Below are 19,872 nucleotides of genomic sequence, written 5' to 3' on the forward strand. Positions count from 1 at the left end.
CTGAGGCATGGGGGTATTCACAGCAATTTCAGTTGCTCAGAGCGCAATTGAGTGCTAGTATCCGCGCTCGCTTTAACAGGAATCTTGATTCCGCTTGAAGCTTTCCCATATATCTGTAAGGTCGCATTACAGAATATGAAGTTAAAAATGTTTACTAATTTGAGAGTAAAACTATGAAATTCGAAGCAGTCGTACGTACTGAACTAGGTAAAGGTGCGAGCCGCCGCCTACGTAACACTGGTAATTTTCCTGCTGTTGTATACGGCGGAGAAGCAGCACCAGTTGCAATCGCTCTGAACCACGATGACATCGTGAACCAAATGGACAAACCAGCATTCTACGAAGCAATCACTCTAGTGATCGCTGGCGAAGAAGTTAAGGTTAAGCCACAAGACGTTCAACGTCACGCGTTCAAGCCAAAAGTTGAGCACATGGACTTCATCCGTATCTAATTCCCTACCAAGGAATTAAATGGATAACTTCCAGCCTTTTGCATAAATAAGATTTACGGCCTTACCAACCGGACAATCTAAAAATTCGAGACCCCAGAGACTTACCACCTCTGGGGTTTCACTTTTTATCAATACTGATTTTCTTTTCTATTTTAAATTGGTCTTCTCGAACATATTGTTTGTTCACTGATCTATTTTGAAAATGAACAAAGATCATAAAGAGCAAGATGATTAATTAGCACTTCCTAAATAATTTAGGGCACATATAATCACACTGCGGTGACGTTAAACGGAGGTACCTTTCTCATCCCATTCTTTTAACAGACCAAATCTTAATCAAATATTTCTTATTCAGTCACTAATTTCTACAGTGCGTCAAAAAACCAGCTAATATTGTTCACCAATTACGCACTTCTTGTTTTTCATATCTTAATCAGCTCAGTTTCAACGACCCAAATCACAGATTTATTTGAATTTAATAAAACACCTCAGCCAAAACACTAAATTTGTGTATTTTCCGATAAAGATTACAAGCTCATAAATTTCCCCTGCTAACAAAAGTACTAATAAGATTAGGATCACTAAAATTTAATATTAATTACGTATATTGCACGCCGTAGCGATATAGAAATCACAAAGAAAGGATCCCTTATGAAGTTCTCCAAATCCCTGTTGGTGTTGTCCGTCGGTATTGCTCTGGCGGGATGTGGTTCAGATAGCGATAACTCAGTCACCTGTGCCACCGCAGCTTCTTGCACCAAATTTACGGTGCTGCACACCAATGACCATCACGGCCGTTTCTGGGAAAACAGCAACGGTGAATATGGTATGGCAGCGCGTAAGACGCTGATTGATTCGATCCGCGCAGAAGTATCGAGCAATGGTGGCACCTCAATTCTGCTCTCTGGTGGTGACATCAACACGGGTGTTCCAGAGTCCGACATGCAAGACGCCGAACCTGATTTTATCGGCATGAATCTGCTCGGCTATGATGCCATGGCGGTCGGCAACCACGAGTTTGATAACGAACTTAGCGTGTTGGACAAGCAAGCAAAACTGGCTGACTTCCCAATGTTGGCGGCCAACATCTACAAAAAAGACGCCGATGGTAAAGTCACGAATGAGCGTTACTTCCAGCCGTATAAAGTATTTGATCTCAATGGCGTAAAAGTTGCTGTGGTTGGCCTAACCACGAAAGATACCGCGAAGCTGGTCACCCCAGACAACGTGGCGAGCATCCACTTTGCCGATCCGCAAACGGAAATCAAGAAAGTTCTGGCAGAAATCGAAGCTAACGAGAAAGTGGATCTTGTCTTTGCTACAACGCACATGGGCCACTATGCCAACGGAACACATGGTACTGAAGCACCTGGCGACGTAATGCTCGCGCGCTCGTTGGAATCCGGCCAGTTGGATGCGATTATTGGTGGCCACTCACAAAACCCCGTCTGTATGGAACCGGGCACCAATCAATATGCCAACTTTAAGCCAGGCGATGCCTGTGCTCCAGATCAACAGAACGGCACTTACATCATGCAAGCACATGAGTGGGGCAAATACGTTGGTCGTGCTGACTTCGAGTACTATGATGGCAAGCTGCATTTAGCCAATTACGCCCTGATTCCGGTCAACCTGAAGAAGAAAGACACGGACGGAAAATATCAATTTATTACCGACGAGATCAAAGCTGACCCAACGGTAAAATCGCTCCTTTACCCTTATCAGAAACAAGGCCAAGCGCTACTGGATGAGAAAGTTTCAGAGACCGATGGCAACCTGATTGGCGATCGCGCTATCGTCCGTTCACAGCAAACCAACTTAGGTCACTTGCTGGGTGAAGCTTATCGCACGTACAACTTAGTCGACGCGGATTTTGCTGTGATGAACTCTGGTGGTGTGCGCGCGTCTATCGAGGCGGGTGATATTACCTACCGCGACGTACTGACGGTTCAGCCATTTGGCAACTTTGTTACCAAAGCAACCATGACCGGCCAAGAGGTCAAAGATTACTTGAATGTGGTGGCCACTTTAACGGCCGGTTCTGGCGGTTACGCGCAGCTCGACAACATTACCATGTCGGTAGATTGTGATGCCAAACAAGTCACCATTACAGACATCAACAACAAAGGCTTTGATCTCAACGCGAGTTATAGCTTCGCTGTGATCAGCTTCAGTGCCGCTGGCGGAGACAACTACCCTGTCATCAATGTTCAATCAACTCAAATGACCGATGCGTCGGTGCTGCGTGAGTTTTTCGTTAAAAACCCATCGATTTCTGCATCTGACTACGAGAAGAACTTGAACAACGTTCAGTACTTCAGCAACGGCCAAGCGGTGAAAGGGTGTCCTGCACCTGCTCAGCCGGGCGCATAAGCTTTCAACCTTTCCCTCAGACCGGAGCCCAGTGCTCCGGTTTTTTTTGTGCGGGTAATCTTATGAATTTGCTGTGGCTTTTCGTTAGCTGATAAAAAACCGTTTAAAGTACGATTGACGGCCGTTTAAGCGACTTCTATGTTTGATATTGTCTTTCAGTCAGCTGAATTGATTGACTCTGCGCCGTTCTATTCGCGCGCAGAGCATGATGATTGCTGTAGAAAGAAGAGTTTGGCGTTAAAAATACTGCTCTCATACAATTTGTGTCTGTTTAAAGACCCCGAACCATGGGGACACCGCGATGTGTGCCTCAGTGAGCAGTGCGTAAACGCCAGTGTGTTTGGACTGCTGCATCGAGTTCGGGAGGTCAAAAATGAAACGAATCAGCAATAGCTACAGACTGCAACTTATTAAAGAAGTGGTCACTCGCAGAGAACAGCAAGCGTGTAATGACCCCATGGCCAACTACATTCATCAACTATTAACGGAAAATCCTAACAGCAAATCGGATGCCGAGACAAACCATCGTTTCTCTGGTTGCCATTTCGACGAACATGCTGGCGGTTGGATAAGCGATCGTTGGGCGATGAAATAGCCGTGGATGATAGGGAGCAATGGTGACAAATTCCCGGCTTAACAGAGTGCTTTGTCAATCTAGGCCGGGAATCGAGAGTTGATTTGGTCATTTTCCGTCGAGAGAAAGGGGAGCTTAAAACAGTTCCTGTTGTGGTGAAAATCCAGTGTCGTCCTGCTGAGATGGTTTGTTGGCTTTACCCGCCACGCGTTTGCGCTGATAACGCTGACGACAGAGCTTGATGATGTGCAGTTTCTGCGCAGAGGTAAACGTCAGCCAGTTAAAGCGCTCGTCACGATTGCGCATACACCCTTTGCAATAGCCTTTGTCATCGACCGTACAGACGCCCACACAAGGACTGGGTACGTTGAAAAATTCGAGCTGTTCCATATCCGTCCTGTTTACTGAATTTCTCGTTCTACTCTAATCTGGTCACTCAACATCGTGGAAGCCGATTTTCCACAAAGTTTGACCTTCGCATAAGCCAGTCAAAAAAGCCCATAGAATGATGACCTTAAACTGACAAATACGCCGTGCGCTTAACTATACTTGCTCTGTTTTGCTCATTAGGAATCAATATTATGAAGCTTAGTTCAAAAACCTTGCTCGCAGCAATTTCTCTCCCTTTGCTACTGAGCGCCTGTGTTAGCAACGGAAACTCTATGACCTCAATAAGCGCGCAAGATCTGCAGCACCATCACTGGCAGTTAAGCCATATTGATGGAAAAGCGCTGACAGAAAATGAAGCCACTCTCATTCCACGCTTAGAAATTGGAGAAAATCTTACCGCCAACGGTTTTGCGGGTTGTAACCAATTTTTTGGCCAAGCCGAACTCAAAGGGGCGCAGCTGCGTATCGAGAAAATGGCGATGACGATGAAAATGTGTCACGAAGAACAGATGCAAGTTGAACAGCTAGTCTCCAGCACTCTCACTAATTGGAGTGAGGTGACTTTGACAAACCAAACCTTGACCTTAAAAAATGCGCAGCACGAGTTAGTTTTTACTCTGCGTGATTGGGTGAACTAACGTTCCAATATCCTCAACAACGCCTTTTACAAAGCAGCGTCACGCTGCTTTTTTCTTCTGTGTTGTCCAAGCACCAAAGAGATTGAACCGCTCTTAAAACGCGGCCATCTTCATCGATTAGCCAACACATTGCGCAATCAATGAAAATCTCCTTCCCTATTGAAAGAATTTCAACCTTAATCTGGTCTCTCTTTTCTAACAAACAATGACTCTTGACTTTTCACCACTCAGATCAATCTCCTTGAGGGCGATTTTTATTAACTTTGCGTTGATAATCAAAGGGGATAGATTAGTATCCACTAGAGGAAACAAAGCCATTGGCTGCTCGCCAGTGGCTTTACCGTTGCAAGCTAACCAACGAAAAACACGGATTACGTATGAAAAAGCTTTTGAGCACCCTTGGTATTTTAGCCACCACATTGACTGCTTCTGGCTACGCAGAAACTTGGCAAGAAGTTGAACAGCAAGCCGATGGGCAAACAGTTTATTTTCACGCTTGGGGCGGCAGCCAAGAGATCAATCGCTATCTGCAGTGGGCAGGGAGTGAGTTAAAAGCGCGCTACAATGTCACTCTAAACCACGTCAAAGTAAGCGACATTGCACAAACCACCGCGCGTTTGATTGCAGAAAAGGCGGCGGGCAAAAATAGCGGCGGTAGTGTTGATATGGTTTGGATCAACGGTGAAAACTTCAAATCGATGAAAGACAACCAACTGCTGTTCGGTCCTTTTGTCGAGCAGCTACCGAGCTGGCAATACGTGGATAAATCACTGCCCGTCACAGTCGACTTTTCGGTCGCCACCGATGGTTTGGAAGCGCCATGGGGTGTTGGCCAGTTGGTCTTTATTCATGATGCGCAAAACCTGAATAACCCCCCTCGCTCGTTTGCGGAAATGCTCAGCTACGCGAAAGCTTTTCCCAATCGCTTAACCTACCCTCGCCCACCGGAGTTTCATGGCACCAGTTTTCTTAAGGCGATGTTGATTGAGTTGACTCAAAACGACCCTGCGTTGCAAAAACCAGTCTCTGATGCCGACTTTGCAAAAATCACCCAGCCTCTTTGGGCTTACTTAGACCAGTTTCACAAAGTGGCTTGGCGTGGCGGTAAACAGTTTCCGGCTGGCACCGCAGAATCACTCCAGTTGCTGGATGATGGACAAACGGATCTCGCGATTACGTTCAATCCCAATGCGGTCTTTTCAGCTCAAGCAAGCGGCAATTTAGCCCCAACCACCAAAGCATACGCGATGGACGCGGGGGCACTCTCGAACATTCATTTTCTCGCGATTCCATGGAATGCCAACGCCAGCGCTGGAGCACGCGTTGCGATCAACTTCTTGCTCAGCCCAGAAGCTCAATCGCGCAAAGGCGATCTGAACATTTGGGGAGATCCTTCGGTGTTGAACAGCCAATATCTCTCAGGCAGTGCGAAAAACACTCAGCAGTTTAAATCCATTGCCGAGCCTCATCCAAGCTGGCAATCGGCGTTGGAGAAAGAGTGGCTCAAGCGTTACGGCAACTAAGATAAACCGATGCTAAGAGCGCTTTATCTCGCCATGATCGCGGTGTGTATTCTCCCGACCCTACCGGGTCTGATTGGGGTGATGGTTTCCGCGCTTGGCTATGTACCGCCTATCGGCCTCAATCAGTTTTCACTGACTGGTTTTTCCGCCGTTTTTGCCTGGCATGGCGTTTGGCAGTCGATTGGTCTGACACTTTATTCCGCCATCCTAAGCAGCTATCTTGCCTGTTTGATAACATTTACCATCTTACAGGCAACTTGGAATCGCACATTTTGGCGCAAAGTGGAACTAAGCCTTTCGCCGTTACTCGCCATGCCGCACGTCGCATTTGCGATTGGTTTTGCTTTTTTGTTTGCCCCGACAGGACTAGGCATGCGCGTTTTACAGCAGTGCTTTGGTTACGATCCCAGCGATCAGACCGTTAACGATCTGGCGCTATTGGTTAAAGACCCTTACGCGCTGGGCTTAATTGTAATGCTCGCACTAAAAGAAGTGCCCTTTTTGCTGTTAATGAGCATTCCTATTTTGCGCCAGTTGAAAGTCGAACAAGTTGAGAAAGTTTGTCACTCGTTGGGGTATGACTCGGCACAAACTTGGTGGAAATGCATTTTTCCTCAATGGTTCAGCAAACTGCGTTTCCCGATGCTCGCCGTCATCGCCTACAGCTTGTCGGTGGTCGATGTGGCACTCATCATCGGCCCGACCAATCCTCCCACGTTTGCCGTATTGGTATGGCAGTGGTTCAACGATCCCGATCTATCGCTGTTACCACGCGCTGCCGCTGGCGCTGTGGTGCTGTTTGCCGTCGCCAGCTTGCTGATAGCCTTTGCCAGAGTGGTTGAATGGCTTGTGACACAGAAATATCGACGATGGCAATACGCTGGTCGGTTTGGTTTTGCTTTACCAGGACGAGCACTCTTTCTGTCTATCGCCCTGCTTACCGTATTGATGGCACCCCTTTTACTGCTGTGGAGCATTGCCCAGCGTTGGCGTTTTCCTGATCTGATACCCAGTCAGTTTAGCTTGCGTTTCTGGCAACACGAGTGGCAGGGAACACTGGGCGTATTGCAACAAAGTATGCTTATCGCCGTTATCTGTGCATCAATTGCGTTGTTGCTAGCACTGATTGCTCATGAATATCGGCTGCGCTATCGCTGGCAAGTTCCTGGCTACGTGATCGCAATTCCTATGTTGATCCCTCAACTCTCAATCCTATTTGGCATGCAAGTCGTGACACTTTATCTAAGCGGCGACGGCTACTTTTTTTGGGTCTGCTGGGCGCATATCTTTTTTGCGTTTCCGTTCGTGTATCTATCGTTGGGTGGCCCATGGCGAAGCTTTGATCAAGGATTGACTCGCGTCGCGTTAAGTTTAGGTAAATCACCACTGCAAGTTTGGCTTAAAGTTAAATTACCTATTTTGCTGCCAGCTGTCGCCTTTGCTTGGGCGGTCGGTGTCAGCGTCAGCTTGGCACAGTATCTACCAACCTTAATGCTGGGTGCAGGCCGTATCATCACCATTACGACCGAAGCGGTTGCTCTGTCGAGCGGTTTTGATCGGCGAGTGACCGCCATTTATGCTCTCTGGCAAGCATTGCTGCCATTGCTGTTTTTTTCCATCGCGATCGTCGTTAGCCGTTGGCAGGCAAAATATCGTCGTATTTCCATAAAAGGGTTACTCATCCATGAGTCTTTGTCTCGAAAACCTCGCCATCCATAAAACCAGCGGCGAGCCACTGTTTTCCGCGTTGGATCTCACCGTGCAAAAAGGCGAGATCGTCACACTAATGGGGCCAAGCGGTTGTGGTAAGTCGACCTTGTTGGATGCAATCGCGGGCCACCTTGCTAGCGGTTTTCGCTATAGTGGGCAAATTTGGCTCGATGGTGAGAAGCTTGATACCCTCGCCGCTCATCGACGCCAAGTCGGCATCTTGTTTCAAGACGACCTACTGTTTCCTCACCTAACGGTTTGGGAAAATTTAGCTTTTGCCCTGCCTGATAATATCAAGGGCGCCGAGCGCAAAACTCACGCGATGGAAGCGCTGAAGTCCATTTCGCTCACTATGCTCGCCAACTCCTTTCCCGACCAAATTTCCGGCGGACAGCGCGCGCGCATTAGCCTGACGCGTATGCTGTTGGCCCAACCCAAGGTGGCGCTGCTGGATGAACCCTATAGCAAGCTGGATAAAGATTTGCGTGCTCAATTTCGCCAGTGGGTGGTCGAACAACTGCAACAGGCGAACATCCCAACTTTGATGGTGACTCACGACGAGGATGACACCCCGGCAGGAAGCCGCTGTCTGACTTGGCCTTGGGAGAAGGAAAATGCTTGACCGTTTCACAATCAAAGCCATTCGCTGGCCGTTAACCCACAGCGCAAAACTGGCTAATCAGTTGGGGATCAGCGCCAACCAAACCACAGTGGTCGGTTTTGCCATCGGTTGTTTGGCGCTTCCCGCCCTAGTTTGGCAACAGTATCACTGGGCACTGGCTTTTATTGTGCTCAACCGCATTTGTGACGGATTAGATGGCGCACTGGCGCGCATGCAAGGTATCAGCGATGCGGGTGGATTTCTCGATATCAGTTTGGATTTTCTTTTTTACTCACTGATCCCATTTGGTTTTGTACTGGCCAATCCGGAGCAAAATGCCATAGCGGGGACATTTCTCATTTTCTCCTTTGTCGGGACTGGCAGTAGTTTTCTCGCTTTCACGGTGCTCGCCAGTAAACGCGGCATTGATAACCCTGTCTATCAACATAAATCGCTGTATTACATGAGCGGTCTGACCGAAGGGACAGAAACCATCGCCTGTTTTATCGCCTTTTGCCTCTTCCCGCACCATTTTGCCCTGATTGCTTACCTGTTTGGCGCGGCTTGCTGGTTCACAACCTTTACTCGGATTTATTCCGGTTTTCACACATTGAAAAGCTAATGGGACGACAAAGCCGGTTTTCGGTGCGTCTTTAGGGAGCAACCTTGCGCGGATAAAACCAAGCGAAGTAGGCAAAATTGATCGTCGTCAATCCCACATCACTTAGCCTCATTTCTCGATGTTAAAAGCACATCAAGTTGTTAGCATGGCGGGCATATTTTCTCTCAGGAACGAGTTATGTCTGCCCATTTTGACCAAGTGCTGCTCAATATTGCCCTTAACCTTAGCTCCACGCTTTCCGATCAACAGCAGTATCAAAACCTGATTGACGGGGTGACACAAGTCTTCCCCTGCGATGCAAGCTGTCTGTTCATTTTCGATGCCGAAGGTTTCCTTACCCCAGTTGCGGTGAAAGGGCTAACTACCGCGGTACTCGGACGACGCTATTTCCCCAAAACGCACCCTCGCCTGAATGAAATTGTACAAAGTCGCACCCCAATCAGATTCGATGCCAATTGCTCGCTGCCAGATCCCTTTGACGGTGCGTTGCTCAGTGACGATGGAGGTATTGATGTGCATGATTGTTTGGGCTGCAGCCTCTACGTTGAAGGGCAATTAGTCGGCGTGCTCACCATGGACGCACTCACTGTTGGCGCGTTTGATCGCATCGATCCGGTCGCTATCGACACCTTTACCGCGCTCACCGCCGCCACACTACGTAACATCGCTCAGCTGACCGCTCTAAAAGCACAAAATCGTCAGCACAAGCACATCACGCAAACCCTGATCCAGCAAGCACGCTCGCAGCACGGCGAACTGGTTGGGTTGAGCCCGCAAATTAAACAATTACGCCGCAGCATCGCCACGGTGGCACAATCAGACTACGCGGTTCTCATCACGGGAGAAACCGGGACAGGCAAAGAGTTGGTCGCCCATGAAGTCCATGCACAATCTCACCGCAGTGATAAACCGATGATTTATGTCAACTGTGCGGCGCTCCCGGAAGGACTGGCAGAAAGCGAACTGTTTGGCCACGTGAAAGGGGCATTTACTGGCGCTAACTCTCACCGTGCTGGCAAATTTGAACTGGCCGATGGCGGCACCATTTTCCTTGATGAAGTGGGTGAACTGCCACTCATCCTGCAAGCAAAACTTTTGCGAGTCATCCAACAAGGGGAGCTACAACGTGTCGGCAGCGATCAACACTTGTTGGTCAATGTGCGCATCATCGCCGCAACCAACCGCCAGTTAGACAGCGAAGTTGCAAAGGGCACGTTCCGCGCCGATCTGTTTCATCGCCTCAACGTGTTCCCTATTCACGTCCCTCCTTTGCGAACGCGGCAAGGCGATGTGCCCGTTCTGGCAGGATATCTGTTAGAAAAAGTGCGCCATCAGTTCAATGCACCTAACCTGCACGTGCATCCGAAGGTGTTAACCAAGCTTGAGTCGCTCCCTTGGCACGGCAATGTACGTGAGCTAGAACACAGCTTAACCCGCGCAGCCTTGCATGCTTTTCAGCAAGGGGCACAGACCATTCTGCTCAGCCACTTTGATGCCTCACTCGCCTTTGATGATGTAAAAAACACATCACACTATTTACCCAAAAGCAGCCAGCCAATGCGCGAGTTAGTAGAGCAATATCAAAAGGATTTGATTGAGCATGCTTTGAGCCAATCGAACCAAATTTGGTCACAAGCCGCCACATTTTTGCAGATGGATCGCGGCAATCTCTATCGCCTAGGTAAAAAATTAGGCATTCAAACAGCGTGAAAAACAGAGTCCGATGTCTAAATGACAACAAACACGTTGTTATTTAGACATCACAACACTCAAGAAAAAACAATTTAATTTATATATATCAATAAGTTAAATTATGGCACGCTATCTGCTCTCTGGGGGAAACTTGATCAACATAATCATGACCGGAGAAGCAAAATGTTCTGTATTCAATGTGAACAGACAATTCAAACCCCTGTAGTAAAAGGCTGTTCATTCGCCCAAGGTATGTGCGGTAAAACCGCTGAAGTCTCAGACCTGCAAGATGTATTGGTTTATTGCTTGCAAGGCGTCTCTTTTTGGGCAACCCAAGCGCGTCGTTTCAATATCATCAACGATGAAATCGATCAGTGGGCTCCAAAAGCATTTTTTGCCACTCTGACTAACGTCAACTTCGATCCCGAACGCATCCTAGCGCTGACCTCGACTGCAGAACAGTACAAAACCCAGTTGAAAAACGCGGTACTTTCAGCGAGCGCACTCTCCTCCCAAGCATTGGGTGAACTCCCCAAGGTAGCCGATTTTGCACTCCCCAGCGCTGCCGCTGAGATCCTCGCTATAGCGCCTCAAGTCGCCGTCAACCGTGGTAAAGGGAGTGTGCATGAAGATGTCATCGGCTTACGTCTACTTTGCCTTTACGGATTAAAAGGTGCGGCAGCGTACATGGAACATGCCCGAGTGCTGGAGCAAACCAGTGCAGAGATCTACGCCGAGTACCATGAGATCATGGCCTGGTTAGGCAGCGATCCCGACGATCTCAGCGCACTGCTCGATTGCTCCATGCGGATCGGTTTGATGAACTACCAGGTGATGGCGATGCTCGACCATGGAGAGACGGCCACTTTCGGTCATCCGCAGCCGACGGCGGTGAATGTTAAACCGGTCAAAGGCAAATGTATTCTGGTTTCTGGCCATGATTTGCATGACTTGGAGAAAATATTGCAACAAACGCAAGGGACGGGCATCAACGTCTATACCAACGGTGAAATGCTGCCTGCCCATGGCTATCCTGAACTGCATAAGTACCCGCATCTGGTCGGTAACTACGGCAGTGCGTGGCAAAACCAGCAGAAGGAGTTCGCCAATTTTCCAGGGGCAATTGTCATGACGTCCAACTGCCTGCTGAACCCAAATGTCGGTCAGTACGCTGAGCGCCTGTTTACCCGTAGCATCGTTGGCTGGCCGGGCGTGGCTCACGTCGAAGGTGATGATTTTAGCGCCGTCATCGAGTGTGCACTCGCGCAGCCGGGCTTCCAACATGATGAAATCGAGCAAATTATCACCGTCGGGTTTGGTCGCAACGCACTGATGAACGCCGCTCCGGCCGTGATTGATCAGGTCAAACAAGGCAATATCAAACATTTCTTCTTAGTGGGCGGCTGCGATGGCGACAAAGCAGAACGCAGCTACTACACCGATTTCACTGCCGCCGCGCCTGAAGACACTCTGATCCTCACGCTGGCCTGCGGTAAGTTCCGTTTCAACAAAAATCAGTTTGGTGAGATCAACGGTATTCCACGTTTACTCGATGTTGGTCAGTGTAATGACGCCTACTCCGCTATCCAGCTCGCTTTGGCCTTAGCGCAAGAGTTCGATTGTGGCATCAATGATCTACCGCTGACTTTAGTGCTCTCTTGGTTTGAACAAAAAGCGATTGTGATTCTGCTGACTCTGTTCGCTCTCGGCGTCAAAGGCATCTACACCGGCCCCAGCGCGCCCGCGTTTCTCACCCCGAATCTTATCGCCATCATTCAAGAGAAGTTCGATATGCGCAGCATCGGTAATGTCCAAGACGACCTCAACGCGATCCTTGCCGCGTAATTCCCTCCACCTTGGTGCCCCAGAAAAAGGGGCACCACAGATTTGCACAAAGAGAGTTCTATGTTTTTTCAATGGCAAGGCAATACGCCAGTGACACTGCGCTGCATCGACAAATATTTTGAAACCGATGACACCGTCAGTATCTGTTTGGCAGAATTGTCAGAATCGCAGCTATTCCAGTTCAAAGCCGGACAATTCATCACATTGGGCGTCGAAATTGAGGGGAAGTGGGTTTTTCGCGCTTATTCGTTAAGTTCACTTTCTGGCGAAGATTACCTGCAGCTCACCATTAAACGTGTGGAAGGTGGTTTGGTCTCCAACTACATTTTTGAGTCACTGCTGCTGGGCGACACAGTACAAGCACTTCCCCCAGCTGGCGAATTTAACTGCATCGATTCCCCGCCCAAATGGAGCCATGGGCAACAAAAAGCACTGCTGATCAGCGCGGGTTGTGGTGTGACTCCGGTTTTCGCCATGGCGAAATACTGGTTGTGTAACGATGCAAAGGTCGATATTGCCTTTCTACACGTAGCCCGCTCTGCCGATGAGACCATCTATTTTGACGATTTGCACACCTATCAAAGTGTCTACGACGATTTCCATCTGCACTTGCTGCTGAAAAATGCCCAAGGCACCTCCCACCCTCAAGGCCGATTGGATGCACAGTGGCTGCAAAAACTGGTGCCTGATTTGCACCAGCGGACCGTCTATTTGTGTGGGCCGAACCAGTTTATGCAAGATACGCAAGCTTACTTGCAACAACTTGGTTTTGATATGCAGCAGTTTCATCATGAGAGCTTTACCCCTGCCGAAAACCCATCGCCTGTGCAAAGCGAACAAGAGGTACAGGTAAGCGTACCAAACTTTGCACAAACCATTGATGCCAAGCGAGGCCAAGTGTTGGCCGACGTATTAGAGGGCGCAGGACTGCCCCTGATTGTCGCCTGTCGAAGTGGTCTCTGTGGATCGTGTAAATGTCAAGTTCGCCACGGTTCGGTCATCTCCAGCAGTCAGGAAACCTTAAGTGCACAAGAGATAGAACAAGGCTTTGTGTTAGCGTGTTCGTCACAAATAGAATCGGATCTTGAAGTGACTTTAGGCTAAAGGGCAAAAGCGCCGAGGTGGCGCTTTTGTCTTTGCGATGTGGCAGTTTTGGCGATGTGACGTTAGCTAAAGCGCAGCACTTTCAGCGCCGCTTCGCTGTCGATGTCCATGAACTCCGGCGGATTGAGCAAACGTTCGCGAAAAGTCAGTGATGGCGCTTCCTCTTGCATACTTTCAATCAAAAAGTCGCTGCTCACGGAAGGCGAGTTAACGCAGGCCAGCACCTCTCCACCCGTGGCGAGTAAGTCGGGTAAACGGCGTAAAATCTTCTTGTAATCGGATGTCAGCGCAAAGCTGCCCTTTTGGAACGACGGTGGGTCAATAATGATCAAATCGTATTGGCCTGCCTTTTTGATTTTGCCCCAAGATTTAAAAATATCATGGCCAAGGAAGAACACCTGATTGAGGTTGTGTCCATTGAGTTTATGGTTTTCACGCCCTTTGGACAGCGAGGCTTTCGCCATGTCGACGTTGACCACTTTGTCCGCCCCTCCGGCGATCGCCGCCAGTGAAAAGCCACAGGTATAGGCGAACAGATTGAGCACATTCTTCTGTTTAGCGTGCTCACGTACCCAATCACGACCAAAGCGCATGTCCAAAAACAGGCCAAAGTTTTGATTGCGTCCAATATCCAATTGATATTTAAGGCCACTTTCAACTACCACAGGACGTGCATCCAGATCGCCCAGCAGCACTTCTGACGGCGCACCCTCTGCGTAGCGATGTTGGATCAGCATGCAGCGGCCTTGCTTCTCCCGCCAGATGTCCGACTGTGCAAAGCGCAGTAAACCCGCTCTTAGCTCAGTCAAAAAGTCTTGGTCAACTTGATGAAACAGATTGACGATCATCTGACCTTGCAGCCAATCACAAGTGATTTGTTCTAAGCCAATAAAACGGCGACCACGGCCGTGAAACAGACGTCGTATTTCATCAGGTACACTCGCCAATTGCACTTCGATATGTTGAAAAAACTGCGTCAGTTGGGAAACTTGCATTGAATTCTCTTTTTGATGGGTTGTTTGATTATTTGATGGTCGGCCACGACAGCTGCCAAGGCGTCAGCCAGCTTTCAATGCCTTGTGAAACCACATCGCTATTCCATTTTTCACCTAACGCAGGCTGGTGTCGCGGGTCGCAGACAAAGTGGAACGCTTCATCTTGGTAGGAAAAGCAGAGGCAAAATGCGTGTAAATAGCCTCTATCTGCTTCACTACCCGCATTGTAGATAGCATCGCCGATGATCGCGGAACCAACCGATTTGAGCGCGACGCGGATCTGGTGGGTTTTCCCCGTGTGCGGCTTACATAAAAACAGTCGCTCTCCAGGCTCCCCCGCCAGAGAGAAAAATTGGGTAATCGCAGGATTATGCTTGCTGCTGAGTAACTTCCACGCGGCGCGGCGCGAGCGTTCCATATCGCCAATCACCAGCCCTTGCTTTTTCTTCGGTTTTTTAGCTCCAAGCGCTAGATAAAATTTGGCTACCTTACGCTCGGCAAAAGCGCGTGAAAGCGCACTGGCCGCAGCGGCGTGTCGACCAAGCAATAAAATACCTGAGGTCATTTTATCGAGACGGTGGATAAGATAGAGCTGTGTATCACCACTTCGCTTTGCCACTTCATGCAATAACATGGTCTCACCATCATCTTTGTGTACGGAGACATTAGGATGCTTGTTGATAATGAGAAAATCAGGGTGAGTAAACAGAATGTCAAACATGGTAGTCAAGTAGCTTTCGGGTGGCAGCCATCACCATGGCTGGTTTCATTATGAGGGGCGAAGTATACCTTTTCTCACTCTGAATACCAGCAAGACGAGCCGCAAGAAGCAAAGCCCCTTGCGGGGCTTAAAAGGTTATAAAATCGAGAAGAGGAACACAGTCATGATCGCTACCGGGCAGACGATGCGCACATACCAAGGCCAGATTTTCCAGAACAGGCCCTGAGCGATGTCTGGGTTGCCTTCTTTCAGCTCGTTGAGCAGGTTGTTGCGATTCCAGATCCAACCCACCACGATAGCCCATACCACACCGAGCAGAGGCTGCATGTAAACGGTTGAAATATCAGCAACTAGACCAAACAGAGCGCCAAAGTTCAGCGAAATGACAATACTGACAATGAGGATCGCGCCACCAATAAGCCAAGTCGCGGTGTTGCGCTCCATTTTCAGCTCATCTTGCGCACAGGAGACAGGCACCTCCAGCAAAGAGATCGAAGACGTTAACGCAGCAATCACCATCAGCACAAAGAAACCGATGCCCAGAATCACGCCGATCCCGCCCATGGTATCAAACATTGCAGGCAGCACCGCGAACACCAAGTCACCAGAGCTCATCAACTGGCCTGCATCGTTAAAAATTTGCACGCCGTTGTTTTTAGCAACAAACATCGCCGGAAGAATCAGCAAGCCCGCCGCTAACGCCACGCCAGTATCAATTGCCGCGACTTGGCCAGCGGTTTTGGGAATATTGACCTCTTTTTGCAGGTAAGAGCCGTACACCATCATTGAGCCCACGCCCAAAGAGAGCGAGAAGAAAGCTTGTCCCATCGCATCGACCATCAAGCTTGGCGTGATGTGGGAAATGTCAGGGATCAGATACATTTTCAGGCCTTCCATCGCTCCATCTTGAGTAAAAATGTACGCGATCATCACCGCGAAAAGGACGAACAGCATAGGCATTAAGCGAGTTGACCACTTTTCGATACCATCGGCGACGCCTTTTTGCACAACAAGAATGGTTAAGAGCGAGAATAGAACGGCTAAGACGACGTTACGCGCACCACCGAAGTTGACCAGCCAGTCGGCTGCGCTTTGTAAACCGACCACTTCCAATGCAGGCGCTGCGGCAAAACCCATCAACCAACCTGCCAAAATTGAGTAAAAACTGAGGATCATGGAAGCGGCGATCATGGCGATCAAACCAAACAAGCCTGCGGCTGCGCGATTTTTCGTCCAAATCGTCCGCAGTGAAGCAATCGGGTTCGATTGACCATGACGACCAATCGTCAATTCAGCCACCAGCATAGGAAATGCCAGTAGGAAAACCATCGCCAAATAGATCACTAAAAATGCTGCGCCGCCGTTGCTCGCCGCTTTGGTTGGGAATCCCCAAACATTACCCAGACCGACAGCCGAACCTGCTGCCGCCATAATAAAGCCAAGTCTCGATGAGAAGTGGCCTCGATTGTTACTTGCCATAATTGTTACCGCTGTTGTGTTTGCTTTTTATCTTGTTTCGGCGTCAAACGATGAGGTGTAATAATTTTTGTACACCCATCGAAAATATCGGCCAAATCATTAATGTGGCAAGTAAATCAGTTTGAGCATAAAATTGAAAGCCCGGCTGACATAATTTCCTGCCACAACTGTAATAATCATCATTAACCGCTGATTATTTGCCCACAATGCAACATTTACGACCTGTTGTTAACAATCTTTAAACATATTCATTCTGTTTGCGTGACACTGGTATCATTTACTACCTATTCCTAATTGGCGCGTTTGCGCTTACTATCGAAAACGAGAAAAAATGTTTAGAGATCATGATGGATAAGTTCTACCACTTTCTTACTCTGGCAGGCATCGGTTTATACTGGGTACTGGTTGCCGGGGTCACCTTGCGAGTTGTGTTGAAGCGACGAGCTGTGAGCGTCTCGCTGGCATGGCTGATGATAATCTACATCTTGCCTGTGTTGGGCATTGCCTGCTATTTCCTGTTTGGTGAGTTGAACTTAGGCCGTAAACGCGCCGAGCGAGCCAAAGAGATGTTTACTCCCTACGCGAAATGGTTCTCGCAACTAAACGATTGCCAAGCGCACACACCAGAATCGATGGGGCACCATATCTATCGGATAGATGAGCTGTGTAACAATCGCCTCGGCTTACCCGCTCTAAGCGGTAACTCGCTTTCGCTGCAACGCTCACCAGACGAGATACTGCATTCTGTAATTCGCGATATCGAAGCGGCGCAAAGCAGTATCCGTATGGTGTTTTACATCTGGCATCCCGGAGGGCTTGCGGATTCGGTCGCCTCTGCACTGATTCAAGCAGCCAAACGAGGGGTGGATGTGAAACTGCTGCTCGATTCCGCAGGCAGCCCACGCTTTTTCCGTAGCCCATGGTATTCGATGATGAAAACCGCCGGCATTCACGTGGTTCAGGCACTTGAAGTGAGTCCTTGGCGGATATTCCTACGCCGACTCGATTTACGCCAACATCGCAAGATCATCGTTATAGATGATGAAATTGCTTACACTGGTTCAATGAATCTGGTTGACCCGGCTTTTTTCAAACAGAGCAGCGGCGTCGGACAGTGGATCGACATCATGGTGCGTATCACCGGGCCTACGGTGAATGTGCTCTCAGCCATCCATTGCTGGGACTGGGAAGTGGAAACTGGCTCTCGATTCCTGCCTAGATTACCCGAATGCCCTTTGGATGCCGAGCTGCACAAGCATCCCATTCAAGTGGTTCCCTCTGGCCCAGGTATGCCTGAGTATCTGATCTATCAAGCGCTGACGCTGGCGATCAACCAAGCCAACCACTCAGTGACGATCACAACCCCTTACTTTGTGCCGAGTGCCGATTTGCTCGAAACACTCAAAATGACCGCGCAAAGAGGGATTCAGGTTGAGTTGATCATTCCGCACAAGAACGACTCCATGATGGTGCAGTGGGCCTCACGCGCTTTTTATACTGAGCTAATGGAAGCGGGTGTGAAAATCTATGAGTTTTACGGCGGCTTACTGCACACCAAATCGGTCGTCATCGATAAGCAATTCTGCCTAGTCGGCACGGTCAACCTTGATATGCGCAGCCTGTGGCTGAACTTCGAAGTCACGCTCGCTATTGAGGATCTGCAATTTACCTTAGAGATGCACCAGCTCCAGCAAGAATATAAAGCGCAGTCACACAAACTACGACTACAACAATGGAATGAACGCAGCCTCTATTCTCGCTTCCTTGAAAGGCTCTTTTATCTGTTTAATCCTTTGCTGTGAACGTTAGGCCAAACGCTTTTAAGAAATGCTTTTTTGTTTGGCTTGTCCCCTTGCCAATCCCCTGCTGTCCATGTTTTAAATAGAGGATTCTTATTTGGGACAAGGAACTGATATGTCGGAAGGCAAACAAACAAAATTCGTGACGGCGGGACGCAATAAAAAATGGACCAACGGAGTGGTAAACCCTCCAGTACAACGCGCTTCGACTGTCGTTTTTGAGAGTGTGGCGGAAAAGCATCATGCGATGGTAAATCGCGCCAACAAAACCTTGTTCTACGGACGTCGCGGTACGACAACGCACTTTGCCTTTCAAGAAGCGATGGTGGAAATTGAAGGTGGCGCGGGCTGTGCGCTTTACCCCTGCGGCACCGCAGCCATCAGTAACGCGATTCTTTCGTTCGTCGAGTCCGGCGACCATCTGTTGATGGTGGATACCTGCTATGAACCCACCCGCGACTTCTGTGACAAAATCCTTAAAAAATTCGGCGTTGAGACCACTTATTACGATCCGATGATCGGTGAAGACATCCGTTCACTGATCAAACCGAACACCAAAGTGCTGTTTACCGAATCTCCGGGTTCTATCACCATGGAAGTACAGGACATTCCGACACTCGCGCGCATCGCTCACGAGCACAGCATCATTGTCATGCTGGATAACACTTGGGCGGCAGGCGTGAATTTCTCGCCATTTGAACATGGTGTCGATATTTCCATTCAAGCAGCAACTAAGTACATCGTTGGTCATTCTGATGTGATGTTAGGCACCGCGGTTGCCAGCGAGCAATACTGGGATCAACTGCGCGAGCAAAGCTACTTGATGGGCCAGTGCGTTTCGCCAGATGACGCTTATCTTGGCCTACGCGGCATTCGTACTTTGGACGTGCGTCTGCGCCAACATGCGGAAAACAGCCTAAAAGTTGCCGAATGGCTCGCAACGCGCCCCGAAGTCGACCATGTTCGCCACCCCGCTCTACCGAGCTGTCCGGGGCACGAATTTTTCAAGCGCGATTTCACTGGTGGTAACGGACTGTTTTCATTCGTGCTAAAAACCAGCTGCCCAAAAGCGACCACGGCACTGTTAGATGGAATGCAACACTTTAGCATGGGCTACTCTTGGGGCGGGTTTGAAAGCTTGATCTTGGCCAATGAGCCCAAGAGCTTTAACAGCCTGCGCACCATCGCCAATCCAAATTTTACAGGCACGCTCATTCGCCTACATATTGGGCTGGAAGATATCAACGACCTGATTGCCGATCTACAAGCTGGGCTTGAACGCTACAACGCTGTGCTGTTAGAAAAAGAAGTTTCACTCAGTCAGTAGTCTAGAGGTAACTCGCCCTCCATTGTA

17 protein-coding genes are annotated in these 19,872 nt (G+C 49.0%); 13 read left to right on the plus strand and 4 right to left on the minus strand.

Features of this window, described 5'->3' with window-relative positions; genetic code table 11:
* Positions 1–173: 173 nt before the first annotated feature.
* The 3 genes from rplY (at position 174) to EA26_RS14970 (ending at position 3,420) form a co-directional block, all read left to right on the plus strand.
* Positions 174–452, plus strand: a complete 279-nt coding sequence (gene rplY / locus EA26_RS14960) for a 50S ribosomal protein L25 (protein ID WP_039429570.1) — start codon at positions 174–176, stop codon at positions 450–452.
* Positions 453–1,103: 651 nt separating this feature from the next.
* Complete coding sequence (gene ushA, locus EA26_RS14965) at positions 1,104–2,825, plus strand: bifunctional UDP-sugar hydrolase/5'-nucleotidase UshA (protein WP_039429573.1); 1,722 nt, start codon at positions 1,104–1,106, stop codon at positions 2,823–2,825.
* Between the two features lie 373 nt (positions 2,826–3,198).
* Positions 3,199–3,420: a hypothetical protein gene (locus tag EA26_RS14970; protein ID WP_039429576.1), complete on the plus strand. Its 222-nt coding sequence runs from the start codon at positions 3,199–3,201 to the stop codon at positions 3,418–3,420.
* 114 nt (positions 3,421–3,534) lie between these two features.
* Here EA26_RS14970 and EA26_RS14975 read toward each other — a convergent pair whose 3' ends face one another.
* Positions 3,535–3,789, minus strand: a complete 255-nt coding sequence (locus tag EA26_RS14975; RefSeq protein ID WP_039429578.1) for a DUF1289 domain-containing protein — start codon at positions 3,787–3,789, stop codon at positions 3,535–3,537.
* Between the two features lie 191 nt (positions 3,790–3,980).
* On the opposite strand from EA26_RS14975, the gene EA26_RS14980 reads away from it, so the two are divergent.
* The 8 genes from EA26_RS14980 to EA26_RS15015 all read left to right on the plus strand — a co-directional run bounded on the left by EA26_RS14980 (position 3,981) and on the right by EA26_RS15015 (position 13,524).
* Positions 3,981–4,427, plus strand: coding sequence for an META domain-containing protein (locus EA26_RS14980; RefSeq protein ID WP_039429580.1), 447 nt, complete (start codon positions 3,981–3,983; stop codon positions 4,425–4,427).
* A 377-nt stretch (positions 4,428–4,804) separates the two neighbouring features.
* Complete coding sequence (locus tag EA26_RS14985; protein WP_039431568.1) at positions 4,805–5,950, plus strand: ABC transporter substrate-binding protein; 1,146 nt, start codon at positions 4,805–4,807, stop codon at positions 5,948–5,950.
* Between the two features lie 9 nt (positions 5,951–5,959).
* Positions 5,960–7,669, plus strand: coding sequence for an ABC transporter permease (locus EA26_RS14990; protein WP_039429582.1), 1,710 nt, complete (start codon positions 5,960–5,962; stop codon positions 7,667–7,669).
* On the plus strand, positions 7,635–8,282 hold the full coding sequence (locus EA26_RS14995) for an ATP-binding cassette domain-containing protein (protein ID WP_039429584.1): 648 nt from the start codon (positions 7,635–7,637) through the stop codon (positions 8,280–8,282). The genes EA26_RS14990 and EA26_RS14995 overlap by 35 nt, the downstream gene beginning before the upstream one ends.
* A complete protein-coding gene (locus EA26_RS15000; protein ID WP_039429586.1) occupies positions 8,275–8,883 on the plus strand; it encodes a CDP-alcohol phosphatidyltransferase family protein in 609 nt (202 codons plus the stop codon). Before EA26_RS14995 ends, EA26_RS15000 begins: the two co-directional genes overlap by 8 nt.
* A 177-nt stretch (positions 8,884–9,060) precedes the next feature.
* Positions 9,061–10,593, plus strand: a complete 1,533-nt coding sequence (norR, locus tag EA26_RS15005; protein ID WP_039429589.1) for a nitric oxide reductase transcriptional regulator NorR — start codon at positions 9,061–9,063, stop codon at positions 10,591–10,593.
* A 165-nt stretch (positions 10,594–10,758) separates the two neighbouring features.
* The gene (gene hcp, locus EA26_RS15010) at positions 10,759–12,420 is read left to right on the plus strand and encodes a hydroxylamine reductase (RefSeq protein ID WP_039429590.1); all 1,662 of its coding nucleotides are present in this window, start codon (positions 10,759–10,761) and stop codon (positions 12,418–12,420) included.
* 60 nt (positions 12,421–12,480) lie between these two features.
* Positions 12,481–13,524 (plus strand): FAD-binding oxidoreductase, encoded by a 1,044-nt coding sequence (locus EA26_RS15015; RefSeq protein ID WP_039429592.1) that lies wholly within the window; start codon positions 12,481–12,483, stop codon positions 13,522–13,524.
* 62 nt (positions 13,525–13,586) lie between these two features.
* On the opposite strand, the gene EA26_RS15020 is transcribed toward EA26_RS15015, so the two are convergent.
* From EA26_RS15020 to EA26_RS15030, 3 genes are all read right to left on the minus strand, one after another.
* Positions 13,587–14,519, minus strand: a complete 933-nt coding sequence (locus EA26_RS15020; protein WP_039429594.1) for a class I SAM-dependent methyltransferase — start codon at positions 14,517–14,519, stop codon at positions 13,587–13,589.
* Between the two features lie 28 nt (positions 14,520–14,547).
* Positions 14,548–15,240 (minus strand): TIGR01621 family pseudouridine synthase, encoded by a 693-nt coding sequence (locus EA26_RS15025; protein WP_039429597.1) that lies wholly within the window; start codon positions 15,238–15,240, stop codon positions 14,548–14,550.
* Positions 15,241–15,375: 135 nt separating this feature from the next.
* Entirely contained in the window at positions 15,376–16,719 is a 1,344-nt protein-coding gene (locus EA26_RS15030) for a sodium-dependent transporter (RefSeq protein WP_039429598.1), read from the minus strand.
* Between the two features lie 347 nt (positions 16,720–17,066).
* On the opposite strand from EA26_RS15030, the gene cls reads away from it, so the two are divergent.
* Both cls and EA26_RS15040 read left to right on the plus strand, forming a co-directional pair.
* Positions 17,067–18,521 (plus strand): cardiolipin synthase, encoded by a 1,455-nt coding sequence (gene cls / locus EA26_RS15035; protein WP_039429599.1) that lies wholly within the window; start codon positions 17,067–17,069, stop codon positions 18,519–18,521.
* A 112-nt stretch (positions 18,522–18,633) separates the two neighbouring features.
* Positions 18,634–19,845, plus strand: coding sequence for a cystathionine beta-lyase (locus tag EA26_RS15040; protein ID WP_039429602.1), 1,212 nt, complete (start codon positions 18,634–18,636; stop codon positions 19,843–19,845).
* Positions 19,846–19,872: the final 27 nt, after the last annotated feature.

Origin of the sequence: Vibrio navarrensis (assembly GCF_000764325.1) — a bacterium.
Classification (GTDB): domain Bacteria; phylum Pseudomonadota; class Gammaproteobacteria; order Enterobacterales; family Vibrionaceae; genus Vibrio; species Vibrio navarrensis.

What these genes read in the sequence shown, in the direction of transcription:
- rplY (WP_039429570.1), top strand. Translation starts at nt 174, where the DNA reads ATGAAATTCGAAGCAGTCGTACGTACTGAACTAGGTAAAGGTGCGAGC.
- ushA (WP_039429573.1), top strand. Translation starts at nt 1,104, where the DNA reads ATGAAGTTCTCCAAATCCCTGTTGGTGTTGTCCGTCGGTATTGCTCTG.
- EA26_RS14970 (WP_039429576.1), top strand. Translation starts at nt 3,199, where the DNA reads ATGAAACGAATCAGCAATAGCTACAGACTGCAACTTATTAAAGAAGTG.
- EA26_RS14975 (WP_039429578.1), bottom strand. Translation starts at nt 3,789, where the DNA reads ATGGAACAGCTCGAATTTTTCAACGTACCCAGTCCTTGTGTGGGCGTC.
- EA26_RS14980 (WP_039429580.1), top strand. Translation starts at nt 3,981, where the DNA reads ATGAAGCTTAGTTCAAAAACCTTGCTCGCAGCAATTTCTCTCCCTTTG.
- EA26_RS14985 (WP_039431568.1), top strand. Translation starts at nt 4,805, where the DNA reads ATGAAAAAGCTTTTGAGCACCCTTGGTATTTTAGCCACCACATTGACT.
- EA26_RS14990 (WP_039429582.1), top strand. Translation starts at nt 5,960, where the DNA reads ATGCTAAGAGCGCTTTATCTCGCCATGATCGCGGTGTGTATTCTCCCG.
- EA26_RS14995 (WP_039429584.1), top strand. Translation starts at nt 7,635, where the DNA reads ATGAGTCTTTGTCTCGAAAACCTCGCCATCCATAAAACCAGCGGCGAG.
- EA26_RS15000 (WP_039429586.1), top strand. Translation starts at nt 8,275, where the DNA reads ATGCTTGACCGTTTCACAATCAAAGCCATTCGCTGGCCGTTAACCCAC.
- norR (WP_039429589.1), top strand. Translation starts at nt 9,061, where the DNA reads ATGTCTGCCCATTTTGACCAAGTGCTGCTCAATATTGCCCTTAACCTT.
- hcp (WP_039429590.1), top strand. Translation starts at nt 10,759, where the DNA reads ATGTTCTGTATTCAATGTGAACAGACAATTCAAACCCCTGTAGTAAAA.
- EA26_RS15015 (WP_039429592.1), top strand. Translation starts at nt 12,481, where the DNA reads ATGTTTTTTCAATGGCAAGGCAATACGCCAGTGACACTGCGCTGCATC.
- EA26_RS15020 (WP_039429594.1), bottom strand. Translation starts at nt 14,519, where the DNA reads ATGCAAGTTTCCCAACTGACGCAGTTTTTTCAACATATCGAAGTGCAA.
- EA26_RS15025 (WP_039429597.1), bottom strand. Translation starts at nt 15,240, where the DNA reads ATGTTTGACATTCTGTTTACTCACCCTGATTTTCTCATTATCAACAAG.
- EA26_RS15030 (WP_039429598.1), bottom strand. Translation starts at nt 16,719, where the DNA reads ATGGCAAGTAACAATCGAGGCCACTTCTCATCGAGACTTGGCTTTATT.
- cls (WP_039429599.1), top strand. Translation starts at nt 17,067, where the DNA reads ATGGATAAGTTCTACCACTTTCTTACTCTGGCAGGCATCGGTTTATAC.
- EA26_RS15040 (WP_039429602.1), top strand. Translation starts at nt 18,634, where the DNA reads ATGTCGGAAGGCAAACAAACAAAATTCGTGACGGCGGGACGCAATAAA.